At 42.9% G+C, this 15,297-nt stretch carries 10 protein-coding genes; 3 read left to right on the top strand and 7 right to left on the bottom strand.

Annotation, left to right across the window (positions count from 1 at the left end):
- From FAI40_06970 to FAI40_06940, 7 genes are all read right to left on the bottom strand, one after another.
- On the bottom strand, window positions 1-1,227 hold the full coding sequence (locus FAI40_06970; protein ID QCE35093.1) for a glycosyltransferase: 1,227 nt from the start codon (window positions 1,225-1,227) through the stop codon (window positions 1-3).
- Window positions 1,228-1,269: 42 nt separating this feature from the next.
- Complete coding sequence (locus FAI40_06965; protein ID QCE35092.1) at window positions 1,270-2,127, bottom strand: hypothetical protein; 858 nt, start codon at window positions 2,125-2,127, stop codon at window positions 1,270-1,272.
- Window positions 2,128-2,228: 101 nt separating this feature from the next.
- Window positions 2,229-5,186 carry a glycosyltransferase gene (locus tag FAI40_06960; GenBank protein QCE35091.1) on the bottom strand — a complete coding sequence of 986 codons (2,958 nt, stop codon included), beginning with the start codon at window positions 5,184-5,186 and terminating at the stop codon, window positions 2,229-2,231.
- Window positions 5,183-7,027 carry a sel1 repeat family protein gene (locus FAI40_06955; protein QCE35090.1) on the bottom strand — a complete coding sequence of 615 codons (1,845 nt, stop codon included), beginning with the start codon at window positions 7,025-7,027 and terminating at the stop codon, window positions 5,183-5,185. The genes FAI40_06960 and FAI40_06955 overlap by 4 nt, the downstream gene beginning before the upstream one ends.
- Before the next feature lie 32 nt (window positions 7,028-7,059).
- On the bottom strand, window positions 7,060-9,183 hold the full coding sequence (locus tag FAI40_06950) for an HlyD family type I secretion periplasmic adaptor subunit (protein ID QCE35089.1): 2,124 nt from the start codon (window positions 9,181-9,183) through the stop codon (window positions 7,060-7,062).
- Window positions 9,167-11,455, bottom strand: coding sequence for a peptidase domain-containing ABC transporter (locus FAI40_06945; GenBank protein QCE35775.1), 2,289 nt, complete (start codon window positions 11,453-11,455; stop codon window positions 9,167-9,169). The genes FAI40_06950 and FAI40_06945 overlap by 17 nt, the downstream gene beginning before the upstream one ends.
- A 278-nt stretch (window positions 11,456-11,733) precedes the next feature.
- A complete protein-coding gene (locus tag FAI40_06940) occupies window positions 11,734-12,078 on the bottom strand; it encodes a hypothetical protein (GenBank protein ID QCE35088.1) in 345 nt (114 codons plus the stop codon).
- 153 nt (window positions 12,079-12,231) lie between these two features.
- On the opposite strand from FAI40_06940, the gene FAI40_06935 reads away from it, so the two are divergent.
- The 3 genes from FAI40_06935 to FAI40_06925 are packed head-to-tail and all read left to right on the top strand — an operon-like array spanning window position 12,232 to window position 15,294.
- On the top strand, window positions 12,232-13,509 hold the full coding sequence (locus FAI40_06935) for an adenosylmethionine--8-amino-7-oxononanoate transaminase (protein QCE35087.1): 1,278 nt from the start codon (window positions 12,232-12,234) through the stop codon (window positions 13,507-13,509).
- Window positions 13,472-14,650 carry an 8-amino-7-oxononanoate synthase gene (locus FAI40_06930; GenBank protein QCE35086.1) on the top strand — a complete coding sequence of 393 codons (1,179 nt, stop codon included), beginning with the start codon at window positions 13,472-13,474 and terminating at the stop codon, window positions 14,648-14,650. Before FAI40_06935 ends, FAI40_06930 begins: the two co-directional genes overlap by 38 nt.
- Window positions 14,647-15,294, top strand: a complete 648-nt coding sequence (locus tag FAI40_06925; protein ID QCE35085.1) for a hypothetical protein — start codon at window positions 14,647-14,649, stop codon at window positions 15,292-15,294. The genes FAI40_06930 and FAI40_06925 overlap by 4 nt, the downstream gene beginning before the upstream one ends.
- Window positions 15,295-15,297 lie beyond the last annotated feature (3 nt).

Genomic DNA, 15,297 nt, shown 5'->3' with positions numbered 1-15,297 from the left:
TTATTTCCTTGCAATACGGTCAACGAGTTCTTGATAGTGTGTCAAACATAAATTGAGATCCATTGAAATCTCTGCTTCTCTACGTGCAGCTCGACCGAGACGAAATGCCTGCTCCCGATCCTCTAAAAGCTCAACCACTTTTTCCGCTATTTCCAATGGTTTTAAAAACGACACTAATCTGCCATTCACGGTCTCTGTCAAAAACTCTCTCACAGGCGCTGTATCACTCGCCACAATGGAACATCCTGCGGCCATAGCTTCCCGCAAAGACCAAGAAAGAACAAAAGGATACGTTAAATAAACATGCACCCAAGATCTTTGTAAAAGTGAAACAAAAAAATCGTATGGAAGATACTCAATGAAATGAATACGTTTATTATCCAAAAGGCCACCGACTTCTCTTAAAAGACGCTTTTTCCAAGTCCCCCCTTCTAGTGGCAAAGCCCCATAACTCACGCTATTTCCGCCAACAATGACAACTTCACATTCCGGATTTTGGCGCAAAATGGTCGGTAACGCACGCATAAAGCTATGAAAACCACGGTAAGGCTCTAAATTACGAGAAACATAAGTCACAAGCGGTACATCTTTTTTAATATGCACTTGCTCAAATGACCAGCTTTCAGCCATTTTTTCCGCACTTGGCTTACATCTTTCTAAATTCACCCCTTCGGCAACCACCGAAATATTTTTTCTAAAAAGAGATGGATAGGTATTACATTGAAATAAGGTTGGCGTTTGCCCATGTTGTTCAAGGGCTAAAGCCTGTAAATTCACAGCATTTTTTAAACGCACTTGCGCCGCTGCAGTGCCTGAAGGATTTAAAAATTCTGTATCAAATCCAACATCCAATCCATCTGGGGAATAATAAAACTCAAAATAACCTAAAACAGGGGAATCAGGGAAAATATCCCTGATATTCAATAATTCCCCCCAGCCATGATGCCCTATAATAATATCAGGGACATAACCAAGTTTTTTGAGAGAAGAGGCGGCTTGCGCAACGGCCTCTGCCCGAAGAACAGCCTGATTAAAATCATCAACACCAGAATAAACCCCTTTTAAAGGCTTAGGCTGAATATATTGGATACGCCTAACGTCTGGTAAAAGTGTGTTTCGAGGTTGTGCCGATGTAATAAAAACGACCTCATGCCCCTGACGACGCAACCATTTAATATAATGTAAATATTGCCCAGGAAAGCTTTGGTGAACAAAAAGATATTTCATCTCTTTATTGCTTCCAAACAAAAAAGGTCATTTTCAAGAACACTATTCCTTCTTCTTTTTACGGGAAGTCGCTTTTTTCGCAGGCTTTTTTTGTCCTTTCTCAACAAAAGAAATCCTAAAAGCCTCCAATGGACTATGCTCTGGAGATTCTAGAGCCAGCGTACTATCTGTCAGATTGTCCATTGAAAAACCATCTGTAAAAGCAGCCTCGACGTGAATATCCCATTTTTTAGAAGCCTCCTCTTTCAAGCGTACCTTTAATCCAAGTAGAGGCAAGGACATCCCCCTTGATCCACAAAACTCTCCCCCCTCAACCCAAGGAGAAAGCCATCCCTTACCAAGAACTGCCTGATACTCTAAATCCTCTGGTTTAAGAGAGGGCGGAACGTTAATTTTAAAGCCCTCAATCCATTTTTCACTATCAGGGTCACCGATCCAATCAGAAAGATCCTGAATGACGTCTCCTCTTTCCTGAATATGTGCGAGAAGACTCCCCTCTTTAAAATCTTTTTCTGTTAAAATAGGTTTCTGTGGATTTATTTCTGCTTCATCTGCATTACCGCCTACAGGTAAAAGCTGTAAGCGAGGCAAGGGAGCTTGCGAATGAGCCTCATCATAAAAAGAGACCAAAATCTGAGCAGGGCCTTTTTTGACCCTAATGAGAAGAGCAGGCGTTTCTTCATTAAGCCAGCCCTCATTATCAAAAGACACGAGGGTAACATTGCCATCTTGCGCTTTTGCTCCCGGCGCACGAGCCACCTTCACGGCAGGAAAATCTTTCGAAAAAACAAAATCCTGATCTTTTGCTAAAAAAAGACAATAAAGACCTGTACCGAGTGTCATTACATGGGCACGCACCCTCAACTCACCAATGAGCATCGCAGAAGCTAAATCTGGCAAAAGAAATATCCTACTCAAATGTTATAATTATTCTAAACGTCAACTTACAATCATTTTACAAAATCAAAAATACACTATTGAGTGAAACACTTATCAAGAAATCACAAATGCTGTAAGCGCTCTATTAAAAAATATCCCAACCGTTCCACAGGAAACCCAAGAGGCAGAATAAATCCAGCCTGATCCCCTAAAGAGCGAATTCTCTCGGCAACGCTGCCAATATCAAAACAAAATGTAAAAAGACCCGCTTTTAAAACAGAACTAAAAGCGTATCCCCATGTCTCCGCACCGATAGAAGGTAATAATACAGCATCGAAATCCCCGACTTCAAGCAAGTAAGCAAGCTCTGTATCTTCAAAATATCCTGTAATTTCAACCCCTGCTTTTTCAAGATTCTCTTCATTAACAGCATGGCCAATAAGACAAAATTTTAAAGGCAAAGAACTCTTTGCCACTGCCAAAGCAAGCTCCTCTAACAGAAATGCGCCTTTCCACTCACTTAAAGCACCAACAACCGCAATCCTTTTAACTGCAGAAAAGGCACGTTTTTGTTTTTTCCTAGACAGTCCTTCTAAAAAAAGCTGATAATCATCTTCGGGTCTTAAAATATTCACTTGTGCTTCAGGAAAATGGCGCTTAAAGCGTTGCGCAGCATCTTGAGAGGGCAAATAAATGTTCTTTGCCTTGCGTATCTCTAACCGACTTCTTTCCAGTAATGCCGAGACACTCACATCGGGTTCTTTTTGCCCTGTGGCAAGATGTTTCCTTGCAACCTTAATTGCACACGCCTGACATGCTTTTTCATCAGGCTCTCCACAATAATAACCCTCATCTGAAATCAAGGTAATATGCGGACAGAAAGCGGCATGATCATGGATAAAAATCTCTGGGGCAATTTCAAGTTGATCGGCAAGCTCTCGTATAAACACGCTGTGCCCAACAAAATTGTGATACTCAATTTCTTCAATAGCGAGTCGGCGTAAAAAGGATAAAAAGATCAGTTTTTCTTCAGGCAAAGAGAAAGAAAGCATTGCCTCATCTGCCTGTAACGTTCCTTTCTCTGAGACAAATCCTAACCGACATCCTTTGACAGTTGGAATAAGTAAAAGGGGAACTTTCTTTTCTTTTTTTAAAAATTTAATCCGTTGGGAAATATAGCGTGTGACCCCTCCACCAATCGCATGACTGATAAGCAACACAAGTTTCTGATTTTTCAAAGTTTTTTGAAGAAAACGCTCTGAGATAATACGCCGATAATGTGTCAGAAAACTTTTTTGTTCAAAATCCCACACTTTTAAAGAAAAGCCTGGATAAAGCTCCTCTAAAATCTGCTGATTTTTTAAAAATAAAGCTTTTCCCGCATTACCAATACTCCCTGATCCTTCATGAAAAAGATAAAGATTAGGCACAGCATAATGCTTAAATCCATGCTTGCTTGCCCGTAAGCAAAAATCGACCTCTTCTCCATAAGCCTGCGCAAACAAATCTTCTCTAATACCACCTGTTTTTGCGAGGCATTCTGCGGAGATAGCCATACAAAAGCCATTTCCAGTCAATAATTCAATCGGTTTCTGATTTTCCCCTGCTTGCGCAAATAAGCGATCCAGTAAATGCGCTTGTGCCAATGAAACAGGTTGATCTTGCTTTAAAGGAAACGAAAGTTGACCTGCCGAATTTCCAAAAGGGGTTGCCGTTCCTGCTTTTTCTTTTCTCAAAAGATTCAATAAGCGAGCAGCCCAATCTTCAAAGGCTACGACATCACTGTTAAACACAATAACATCTCGCCCATCTGCCTTCTTTAAAGCGAGATTCACACTTTTTGCAAATCCTTGCTGCTTTTCATTTTCGATCAGCGTAATCACTTGTGCTTTGGATTGCTTTTGAAGATAATTATTTAAAGATTTCTCTGCGCTTGCGTCATTAACAATAATAATCTCAGAAGCACCCCCCTCAGGCAAATTCAAATCCTTAGTCTTCAAAAGAGACTGCAAAGCACGTTTCACCAGAGCAGCACCGCCATGGACAGGCATAATAATCACAAAATCACGTTCTCTGCCTGGCCGTCCAGACCTTGCATGCACAAGCGCTGGAACATGTCCTTTCCTCTTTAAGATCGGAAGAGGACTCCCCCATAAGGCCTTGCCAAAAGCGTCTTCAATTTCGGCAACAGGACTATCTTCATCGATAGACGTGGCATAAACGCGAACATATCCCAACCCCTGATAAAAAAGAGGAAGAACAGAAGAGGCTTCTTCCATAGGCAGCTTTTTTGCACCCTGTAAAGAGACAGGCGTTGCGACAAAAGAAAGATCTGCAGGGTAATATAACCACGCACAAATTCGATCTTTTTCTTGCCAAACCAATGATTTAGAGCGACGCATTGCTCTCAAATCAATCTGACTTCCTAAAAAACCTTTCCCTTCAATTTCACCACGAAAACGCAAAGACTCTGCCTGCCTCCATTTTTCAGGCAATTGAATCTTTTCTTCTTTTCCTGTCAGAAAAAGTTTCTTTACAAGGCGTCCATCCAAATAAAGAGAAACGACTCCTTTCCCGAGAAGAATAACCTCACCCGTCAAGGAAAAACCAGCAATTCCTTGATAACCTAGCCGTTCCGCAATAGAACGTCCTAATCCCAAAATATCTTTACCGACAGAAAAATGCGCCAGCACATTTTCAAGTTCGATCGCAGACTTTTCAAACTGTTTCAGTTGAAACAGTGCTGATACAACCCCTAAGGCAGCACCACGATAATCATATTTATTCTTGAGTGCTTTCATTCTCGGAAGCGCTAAAGCTGGCGCATTAACAGAAAGGCAGCTCAAAGCATACGCAAAAGCAAAGTGTGGTTCTAAAGGCATTAAACGTGCTGCGCGCCCTAAATAAAGCCAGCTTTTAAAAATATCTCCCTCTTCAGAGAAAGCGATCCCTTTCTGATAAAAAGTTTGTGCTCGCTCAAATTCTGCTTTTGCAAACGCTTCCTGATGCAGGGCGTCTATATTCCAACCATAAAACGCCCCATTAGATTCCTGAGGTTTAAATAAAAAATCTGTTTTCATGTGTTTTTTGCACTTAAAATGGCACGCTCCCTTTCCACAGCCTGAAAAAGCTCCTGCGCTTCTTGAACGCCATTTTGAAGTGCTTTTTTAAGCCATAAAGAAGCTTTTTCGAGATCTCTTTCTCCCCCAAGACCTCGCAGATAATAACGTCCAGCCATATATTGCGCTAAAGGGTTTCCCCTCTCCGCCCCTTCAAGAAACCAATATCTCGCTTTAAAACGATCCATTGGCACCTCATGTCCTCCCCCATACATGGCTCCCAAAGAGAACATCGCATCAATACTTCCCGCCTCTGCCGCTTGATGATAAAGACGTAAAGCCCTCGGATGATCTTTTATCTCTGGAACAACAAGAAGCATTTGCGCAAGTGCCAAAGTGCCCTCTACTTGACCTGCTTGAGCAGCTTTTTCAAAGAAAATTCGTGCTTTTTGAAGGTCTCTTTCTCCCCCTTGTCCCTCAAACAACATTTTAGCATATTGATAAGCAGCTTCAGGAAAAGCGTCTGAGACTTGACCAAAATAATGCCGTGCAAGCGTCGGGTCTTTTTTACCACCAATACCATCAAGATAAGCCAACGCTAAATTATAAGCAGATTCTTCTCCACCTTTTGCAGCCTCTTCCGCCAAAGCTGTACGCCAAGCTTCTCCCTCAGCTTCAGGGACAGAAACACCTCCCAAAAGCAAATTTCCAAATTCTCCCTGTGCCTGCAAGCTTCCAAGAGCGGAGGCACGTGAAAGCCAAAAAGCGCTTTTTCGCAAATCTGGCTTAATCTTTTTCTCTGGAATCCCAACCACAAACATTTCTGAAAGCCGATGAATCGAAGGGAGATGCTTTAATAAAGCCGCCTCATGGTAAAACCGCATGGCAATTGCTTTGTCTTGATTCTCTTGAGGCAATTCTACCTCATAGAGTCTGCCCAAAGCATACCCAGCGAGTGCGACCTCTCCTTTCAAGGCCTGTTTAAGATAGCTTTCAGCCTTTAAAAAATCTTGAGGGAAATCAGCATGGTTATGCGTATAAAAAATCCCTAAATGATAATGCGCCTGAGAGAAACCTTCCTGTGCAGCACGCTCTAAAAGCACCACCCCTTTTTTCAAATCTTGAAAGGCTTCCGGACCAAAAAGACGCATCCAGCCTAATAAAAGCGCTGCAGAAGCAACCCCTTTCTCCAAAGCTGTTTCCAAATAGGCAACGCCCTGGCGAAATTTCTCCGTTATCGGCTTTTTAGCAAGTGAAACTTCTGCTGTTTCTAAATATCCCCCTTCTGAAAGAAGTTGACGGCCATGCTCCAAATTACCAAGAGCAGATCCGCCCTCAATAGAGCGCTCTAACCATCCAACAGCTTCTGAATGTGCCTCTTGCGCATCATTTTTCTTATGATTTTTTTCCCGTAAAAGAAGAGAGCCTAAAAAAGCTTGTGCATTATGTTCTCCTGCTTCAGCCGCTTTTTGCCCCCAAAAACGAGCCTTTTCATAATTTGGAGAACTTTCTTCACTAAGATGGGAAAAATGCTGCTGTTTATGTTCCAGCAATGAAGGTGGAAAGCCCTCAAGATAAAGATACGCAAAAGTTAAGCAAGCTGGCGGAAAACCTTGCTCTGCCGAAAGCCTTACCCAGTAAAGCGCATCCCCAAGAGAATACGGGACAGCCTTTCCAGACAGATATGATTTTCCAACCTGCCATTCTGCCTCTGCATCCCCTTTCATCGCCAAAGCAGAAAAAAGGGAAAAAGCCTGCGTTAAATCTCCTTCAGTCAATAGTTTTTCAGCACGTGCAAAATTTTTTCTGTCTGCACGCTTCCGCTTAGGCGGCTTATACTCTGATGGCGACGAAGAAGACATCGTTCTTAATCAATCCTTCTCTAAATTAATCATTAATTAGGCTCTCTCATTCCCTCAGACAAATTCGCTTTAACTTTGCCAAAGAGATACTGCATCATCGTCCGCTTTCCAACGTCCACTTCTGCTGTTACGGCCTGTCCTGCGGCAGGATGGAAGAAACTTGGCGTTCCATGCAAATTATAGCGGTCAATACCAATTTTCACACGGAAAAACACGCCTGCTTTTCCACCAGGAGGCATTACAGCCTCTTGAACATTTTCTGAAACTGCCTGATCAGGAATAAAAGAATCTGCACTAATTGTTGCGACTGTTCCTTCAGCACCACCATAGGTTTCGTAAGGAAAGGTTAGAAATTTAATAATGGCATGTGAACCTGTCTTGAGATAACCAGAATCCTCAGGACTTAGAGAGCCCTCAACCTCAACACCGCCTTTTACTGGAACCAAGGTCATAAAAGGGGTTCCTGCTGTCAAGACAGCCCCTCTTGAAATCCGTCCTTGAGAAATAACAATTCCATCCTCTGGTGCTCTTAAATGCACAAGCTCTTGCTTCACATTGGCTTTTTCATAGCCAACCTTTGACGTCCCCAATTTAATTTCTGTTTGCGCCAGCAAATCATAAGCATCTGCTTTCCAGCTCTGCAGATAACTCTCCCGCTTAGCTTGCGCCGCCTTCAATTCAGCCTTTGCACTATTGGCACTTTTCTGCGCATCAATGAGCTGTCGCTCTGTATCCATTACTGTATCTTGCGCCTGCAAAGTTCCCAGTCGGGTTCCCACCTCATGATGCTGTTCTGCTTGACGAATACGCAAAAGCTCTAAAGCAATTCTCAATTTACTTCCATACATAGCTGCAGAAGCTTCTGCACCCTGTAAACTGCTTTGGCTGGACTCTATCTGGTCGTCCAACACTTCAAGCTGCGCATGCATATCTTTCTGCCGATGCAAATAATTTTTTGCCTCTTCCAAAGATTCTGGCGAGGTTTCATCCGGTACATATGGACGGTCTGCGACTTCAGCTTTCAAACGCTCCACTTGTGCCTGATAAATCCTTAATTCATGCTCTAGCGCATGTAAATCTGCCTCAGAAAGACGCGGATCCATCACGCCGATTTCTTGACCCTTTTTAATAAGGTCGCCAACCTTTGCCTTGATATCAAGAACGATACCATCATCACTGGCCTGAATAACCATCATGGGCCGCTTACTGATCAAACGCCCCTTAATCGAAACAACTTTATTAATTGGCAAAAGTGTCATTGCAAGGAGCATACTCGCAATAAGCCCAAGCATAACCCATGTAATATAACGCGCCAAAGGAGGCAAAGGCGTATTGACAATAGCAACTGTCGGAGAGCGAAAAGATAAAAGCTCTAAAGGCTCATCTCCTGCACTCAAAGGATCTTTGTTCGAGGGGCTATTTTTCTTCTTCTCTTTTTTCTTGCGACGGTTTTCTTTAATATCCGAAAAATAAAGTGAAGTCCCTAAAAAGAATCCCTCCGCTTTCATTCTTTTTCGCCATTGTTCAGGAAACGGCGAGAAACGCCCCAGTTTCCGAACAAAAAAGACAGGCCACATCACAACGGCAACGACTTTTTCTAAAAAAGTTTTTCCTTTACCTTTGACATGGATTTTAGCCTCTAGTGCTTCATCTATGCGATGAAGCTCACGCTGTTCAAAAGCTTCTTCTTCGGACAAATGTGGACCAAAAAATTCTGGAAGATCCGTGACACTCGCTGGCTCCGCCTTCTTCTGGACAAAAGCCTCTGCTTCAGCAGCAAGAGGTTCAACAGTGCTTTCGACTTCAGAGGGTACGGCTGTAAAAACTTCTTCTATCTTTGGCTTTTTATCTAATTTTTCAGCTTTTTTCTGTATTTTTACTTCTTTTTTTTGAGCCTTAACTTCTTCTTTTTCAGCCTTTTTCTGAGCTTTAGCCTCTTGTTTCTCAACTTTTTTCTGGGATTTTTTTTCAATCTTAGCGGCGTGAAGCTCCTGCTTTTCAGCTTTGCGTGCCGCTCTTTTTTCTTTGATCTGCTCAATTTCTTCCGCAGACGTGCCAATCACGAGTTTAACTAAAGGGGAAAACGGCTTTAAAACCCGTTCCGTCAGACGCTCAAGACGACTTTTTTCCCAATGGGATTCAGGACGTTTTGCCATCTTTACCCTCTACTTTAGACGTTTCATTTTGTTCAGGATGCTGAGGCTTTCCCCCATCTAGCTCCTCTTCCAAATCTTCAATTTCTTCTGTTATCCACTCTTTTTCATCTGGTGTTCGAACGCTGGCTTTGGCAGCTTCTTCCAGCTGTTTCAACATATGTTCATTCTGCTGATTCCAAAGAGATTGATAAATTTCACACCGCTCAACAAGCTCCGCATGGGAGGCTATATCCACAAGCTTACCTTGCTCCAACACAGCAATTTTATCGCACCGTACTAAAGAGGAAAGACGGTGTGAGACAATCACCATGGTACGCCCCTTACCAATCCGCTCTAAATTCGCATTCACAATCGCTTCCGATTCTGGATCCAATGCGCTCGTCGCCTCATCCAAAATCATCAATTTTGGATCATTCGCAAGCGCACGCGCAATCGCCAAACGCTGACGCTGCCCACCAGAAATATTTGTACAGCCTTCTTCAATAAAGGTTTCATAGCCAGCAGGAAGCTTTTCAATAAATTCTTCCGCTTCTGCCATTCGGCAAGCCTTCATCACATCTTCCATGGTAAGACCCGGACGGCCTGCAATAATATTGTCAGCAATGGTGCCACGAAACAAAAAATTATCTTGAAGGACAGAGCCTTCAGAACGACGCAAATGACTCAAATTAATTTCGCGCAAATCCATCCCATCTAAGCGTAAAAAACCTGTATAATCTCGACTGACCCCTTGCAAAAGCCTCGTAATCGTAGATTTTCCTGAACCTGATTTCCCAACCAGACCAAGCATTGTGCCGGCAGGAATATGAAAATTAATATTATTCAAAGCCTTCCTAGTAGAGCCAGGGTAAGAGAAATTCACATCGGCAAAATGAATTTCTCCTTTGATCTGTGGCATTAAACCTGTTGTCAGCTCCTTCAACTCTGTTGGCTGATTGAGTACCGCTCCTGCTTCTGCCAAGGCGACGCGCACCTCATTAAAATTTTCCGTCAATCGTGCCAAATTAACCAATGGTGCAGCAACACGTCCGCCGAGCATCATAAAAGCCATCAGCGTCCCCGTCTGCATCCCACTACTATCAGAAGTTAAAATAATATAGGCACCGACAAGAATAATCCCTCTATTGATAAACAAATTAAAAGGCTGAACAGCTGTTGAAATCCAGTTTGCCATCCTTCCACCTGCAAGACGCCATCTCACAACAACAGAGCTTTTTTCATCCCAAAGAATTTTTCTGGTAGACTCTAGGGCCATCGTTTTAACCGTTCGAATCCCAGCGACTGTTTCATACAAAACAGCATTACGCCCCATCTCAGCTCTAATCGCACTCGATTCAACACGAGCGGCAAACGGAAGCATAAGCATCGCAATGATCCCAATAATGCCCGAAGCAACGAGCGTCAGCCATGCCATTACTGGACTGAGATAAAACAAAACGGGCAAAATCACGATCAAGACAAACAAGTCCAAAAATGTGTTTAATAAAGGCCCTGTCATGAAATTTCGCACGGTAAAAATTTGCGTAAAACGTGCAATAATTTCCCCCGTTTGCTCTCTTTCATAAAACTCAAGCGGCAGTGAGAGCAAACGATCATAGGCGTAGAGAGAAATACGCGCATCCAATCGTGTCGTAATCCCAAGAACCAATTCTTGCCGGGAATGCGTCAAAACGACTTCGTAAACCGATAAAATAAAAACAAAGCAGCTCAAAGAAACCAAGGTGGACATCGAGTGGTAATTCACCACACGATCTGCAACCTGCATCACAATCAGCCCTGGAAAAAGCTGCAAAATACTCATCAGCAAAGAGCAAATGAGGACATCTCTTAAGCCTTTTTTCTGATGAAGCACCAAGCCGGCAAACCAATTAAAATCGAACGTAGCCTCTGCTTCTGTCTCATCAGCGCGACGTTTGATTAAAAGTGTTTCTCCCCGCCAAAGGCGCATCAAACGCAATTCATCAATTGGAACAGGTTCTGTACGCGGGTCTTCCCAAGGATCTTGCAAAAGTAAAACTTTTTTCTCGGCACTTGCCCCGACCATTAAAGCCGCCGATCCATCTCGGAACATTAAAACAAGCGGAGGAATTTTACCGCCCATATTCACAAGATATTGGAAATTCAAAGGCATCGCCTTCGAAAGACATCCGCTCTCATTTGCCCAACGCGCAAGAGCCGCTGGTGAAACAGGCGTACCGTCTTCTGACTTTGGACACGTAGAAGGGTCTAAAATCACACCATGGAAACGTGCAGCCTGAATGACTGCCTGCATGCGCGTCTTTGCTGGATCAAAAGCCTCTCCCTCTTTCTGATCAGAAGAAGCTTGATTAGTTTGATTTTCCTGTGATGCTCCTTGAGATGAACTTTCGGAACGGTCTGATGAATGATTGGAATCTTCGGGCGGTATCGACGTCACCAGATTTCCTTCCTCAAAGAGCTTATCGGCATTTTAGCATTAAAATTTTCAGGCATTATACGGCGCAAGCGAACCCTATCAATGTCAATTTTTGAGATTTCTTCTTTCTTTAACCTTTTTTAAGAAAAAAATCTCTAATTCATTTGACAGGTTGCATTGGGCATAATAAGCGTCCGCTCCCCTTTTTCAATAATTAAATTTGCCTCACCCGCTCGAAATTCGCAAGGACGCTTATCTTCCTTAAAAAACTCATAGGCCATCGTATCGGTATCCTGGTAAGCGATATTGACACTTGAGGCATTTGCGCCATCACGCACGGGGAAAGGCTCCACAGAAATGATATGCACAACCTTCTCTTTTGAAACGGAGGCGGCTGCATCTTTCTTATGTGCGCCTGCGAAACAACCGCCTAGTGCCAGAACAAAACCTGCCAAGACCATAAAAACAGCGCCATTCATCTGCCCTATTTTTTTATTCACTTTACCGAAGCACTCCTAGCCATTTCACGAAAAATCTTCCTCTTATAAATGCCATAACATACAGACGGAAGAATAGAAAAATATCGCCTTTTTGCTCTTTTTCACTTTATAATGACTTAAAATCATTATTTACGAACCTTTAAGAAAGTCTTCATGACACAAAATTCTGCGGAAAATGCCAAGGCAAAACAGCTAAAACATCTTTGGCTTCCTTATAGTCAAATGGAAACAGCCCCCCTTCCAGCAAAAGCCGTTGCCACAGAGGGCAGGACAATTTTCCTTGAAAATGGAGATCAGCTCACAGATGGAATTGCCTCTTGGTGGACGGCGTGTCATGGCTATAATCACCCCCATATCCAACAAGCAATTATTCAGCAAACGCTTGCTATGCCCCATCTCATGTTTGGCGGACTCATTCATCCTCAAGCAGAAAAACTGGCTCAAAGGCTAAGCGCCCTCTTTCCTGAAAACCTAAACAGAGTCTTCTTCAGCGATTCAGGCTCTACGGCCATGGAAGTTGCCGTTAAAATGGCTTTCCAATATTTTCTAAATAAAGGTGAACCCCAACGTCATAAGCTTCTTTCTTTTCAAGGGGGCTATCATGGCGATACATGGGGAATGATGAATATTTGCGATCCCGAAGAAGGGATGCACCATCATTTTAAAGAGATTTTAAACCCACAATATCTTGCCGAAACCCCCAAGGATGACGGTAAAAAAGAAAAACTTAAAAGTCTCTTAGACGCCAAAGGGCATGAAATTGCAGCTATCATTATTGAACCTCTAGTCCAAGGGGCTGGCGGAATGCTCTTTCATACGGTTGAAACATTAAAATTCCTCAAAAAACTCTGCGATCAATATGGCATTTTGCTCATTTATGATGAGGTTTTTACGGGCTTTGGACGCTTGGGAGAAATGTTTATTTCCAACATCCCAGAGATTTGCCCTGATATTGTTGGCCTTTCCAAAGCGCTTACAGGTGGCACACTGGGGCTTGGCGCAACCCTTGCCAGCGACACAATTTTTCAATCTTTTCTTTCAGATGATCCAGAAAAAGCCTTCATGCACGGCCCAACCTTTATGGGAAATCCTATTGCCTGCGCAGCCGCCAATGCTTCACTCGATCTTTTTGAAAAAGAAGATCGCTTAAAGCAGGTTAAACAAATTGAAATCCAATTAAAAAAATCTCTCGAGGCCTTTAGACATCTGCCGCATGTCAAAGATGTCCGTGTCATGGGAGCGCTCGGCGTTGTCGAGATGGATAAAATCAACAATCCCCCCGCTTTGAACAAAGCCTTCATGAAACAAGGCGTTTGGATCAGACCTTTCCGCAATATTCTCTATCTCACGCCTTCCTTTACCGTTACTTCGGAAGAGCTCCAAAAACTTACCAATGCCATCGGTGAAATTATCCGACATGAATTTTCTTAATCAAGCCCTTGAAGCGGCTTTAACCAAACGCCAAGAAACTGGCCTTTTCCGAAAAATTCCAGAACCGCTTGAAACGGGTTACATTGACCTAGCCTCGAATGATTATTTAAATCTTTCAAAACATCCTTTCCTCAAACAGTCTTCCATAGAATGGACGCAAAAATTAGGTGTTGGTGCAACAGGCTCTCGCCTCATCTCAGGCAGTTTTTTAGGATATAGTGAAGTTGAAAAAGCCTTTGCTGCCTTCAAAAAAACTGAGAGCGCTCTTCTCTTCAACAGCGGCTGGCAAGCCAATGCCTCTATTCTTCCAGCTCTAAATGAGCTTTCACGGCAAATTTTTTCTGCCCCAGCGCTCTTTTTTATGGATAAATTATGCCATGCCAGCATGATTCAAGGCGCAAATGCGAGCCAAGCTGGTCATGCAAAAGCTAAAATCCTGCGTTTTCGCCATAATGATACAGATCATCTTCAATCTCTTCTCGAGCGTGAAAAAGAAACCAAAGGCCTAAAATTCATCCTGACAGAAAGTATTTTTTCAATGGATGGCGACAGAGCCAATTTAAAAGCGCTCTTTGAGCTTAAAACACATTATCAGGCAATTCTTTACATTGATGAAGCCCATGCAACAGGATTGTTCGGCGCAAACGGGGCTGGCCTTGCAAATCCGGAAGAAGTCGAACTCATTCTCAGCACGGGAAGCAAAGCGATGGGAAGCGCAGGCGCATTCCTCTGCTCCTCTCAAAAAATGCGAAAATTTCTGATCAATATGGCTTCTGGCTTTATCTATTCAACTTCTTTACCACCGGCCATTTTGGGTTCTTTACAAGCGGCAACAGCTCTTCTCCCGAACTTAGCCAAAGAAAGAAAACATCTTCTTTTTTTGGCGCAAAAATTTCGCAATCAGCTCGCAGAAAAAGGCTGGAATTACTTAACAAGTGAAAGCCAAATTATACCCGTTCTTATTAAAGACCCAGAGAAAGCCCTGCGCCTACGAGATAAACTCAACAAAGCTGGTTTTCGTTGCGGCGCTATCCGTCCGCCGACAGTGCCTCCACACACAGCACGCTTGCGCTTTACCATGAACACTGCACTAGAAGAACAAGATATTGAAAACGTCATAAAGGTTTTAGGGACACCATGAGTAAAATCTCACTTTATTTTCTTCATGGCTGGGGATTTTCAGCCGATTTCTGGAACGAAACAATCCAATATCTGCCCTCTGAAAAATATCAGATTATCCTCGGAGAAGCCGGTTATTTCGGGCAGAGAAAAATTCATCTCCCTCCCAAAAAATTCATCGGTATTGGCCATTCTTTAGGATTTATGCAACTCCTTGAGAAAACGTCTAACCACCCTAACTGTATAGGCCTGTTAGGGATCAACAGTTTCCCCTGTTTTGCGCAGCAAAGAGACTTTCCAGACGGCGTTCCTTCTCGGCTTTTAGAGAGAATGCAACGTAATCTTGCGAAAAACCCTTCTCATGTTTTAAATCAATTTTATCAAAATTGTGGAAACGAGAAACAAATTTCTCCAGACAATCCTCTCAATCTGGATCATCTAAAAAAAGCCTTGAACATTTTAGTCTTAAAAGACATGAGACCTCTTTTTAATGCCTTTAGAGTCGAAGGAAAAATTTTGGGAATGCTTTCAGGTAAAACAGATCCTCTCTCTCCTGCAAAACATCTCTGGACAGATACCCAGACACAAATTGATTCAGGGCATTTAGCGCCTCTGACGCATCCAACATTTTGTGCTACATGGATTAAAAAATCTCTAAAAAGTTAAAAG

The organism is Acetobacteraceae bacterium, assembly GCA_004843345.1.
Classification (GTDB): domain Bacteria; phylum Pseudomonadota; class Alphaproteobacteria; order Acetobacterales; family Acetobacteraceae.
This window is presented reverse-complemented; position numbering and strand designations above follow the sequence as displayed.

Excerpts from the sequence above, each read along its gene's own strand:
- FAI40_06950 (QCE35089.1), bottom strand. The coding sequence starts at position 9,183 with ATGGCAAAACGTCCTGAATCCCATTGGGAAAAAAGTCGTCTTGAGCGT.
- FAI40_06925 (QCE35085.1), top strand. The coding sequence starts at position 14,647 with ATGAGTAAAATCTCACTTTATTTTCTTCATGGCTGGGGATTTTCAGCC.
- FAI40_06960 (QCE35091.1), bottom strand. The coding sequence starts at position 5,186 with ATGAAAACAGATTTTTTATTTAAACCTCAGGAATCTAATGGGGCGTTT.
- FAI40_06930 (QCE35086.1), top strand. The coding sequence starts at position 13,472 with ATGCCATCGGTGAAATTATCCGACATGAATTTTCTTAATCAAGCCCTT.
- FAI40_06970 (QCE35093.1), bottom strand. The coding sequence starts at position 1,227 with ATGAAATATCTTTTTGTTCACCAAAGCTTTCCTGGGCAATATTTACAT.
- FAI40_06955 (QCE35090.1), bottom strand. The coding sequence starts at position 7,027 with ATGTCTTCTTCGTCGCCATCAGAGTATAAGCCGCCTAAGCGGAAGCGT.
- FAI40_06935 (QCE35087.1), top strand. The coding sequence starts at position 12,232 with ATGACACAAAATTCTGCGGAAAATGCCAAGGCAAAACAGCTAAAACAT.
- FAI40_06945 (QCE35775.1), bottom strand. The coding sequence starts at position 11,455 with ATGCAGGCAGTCATTCAGGCTGCACGTTTCCATGGTGTGATTTTAGAC.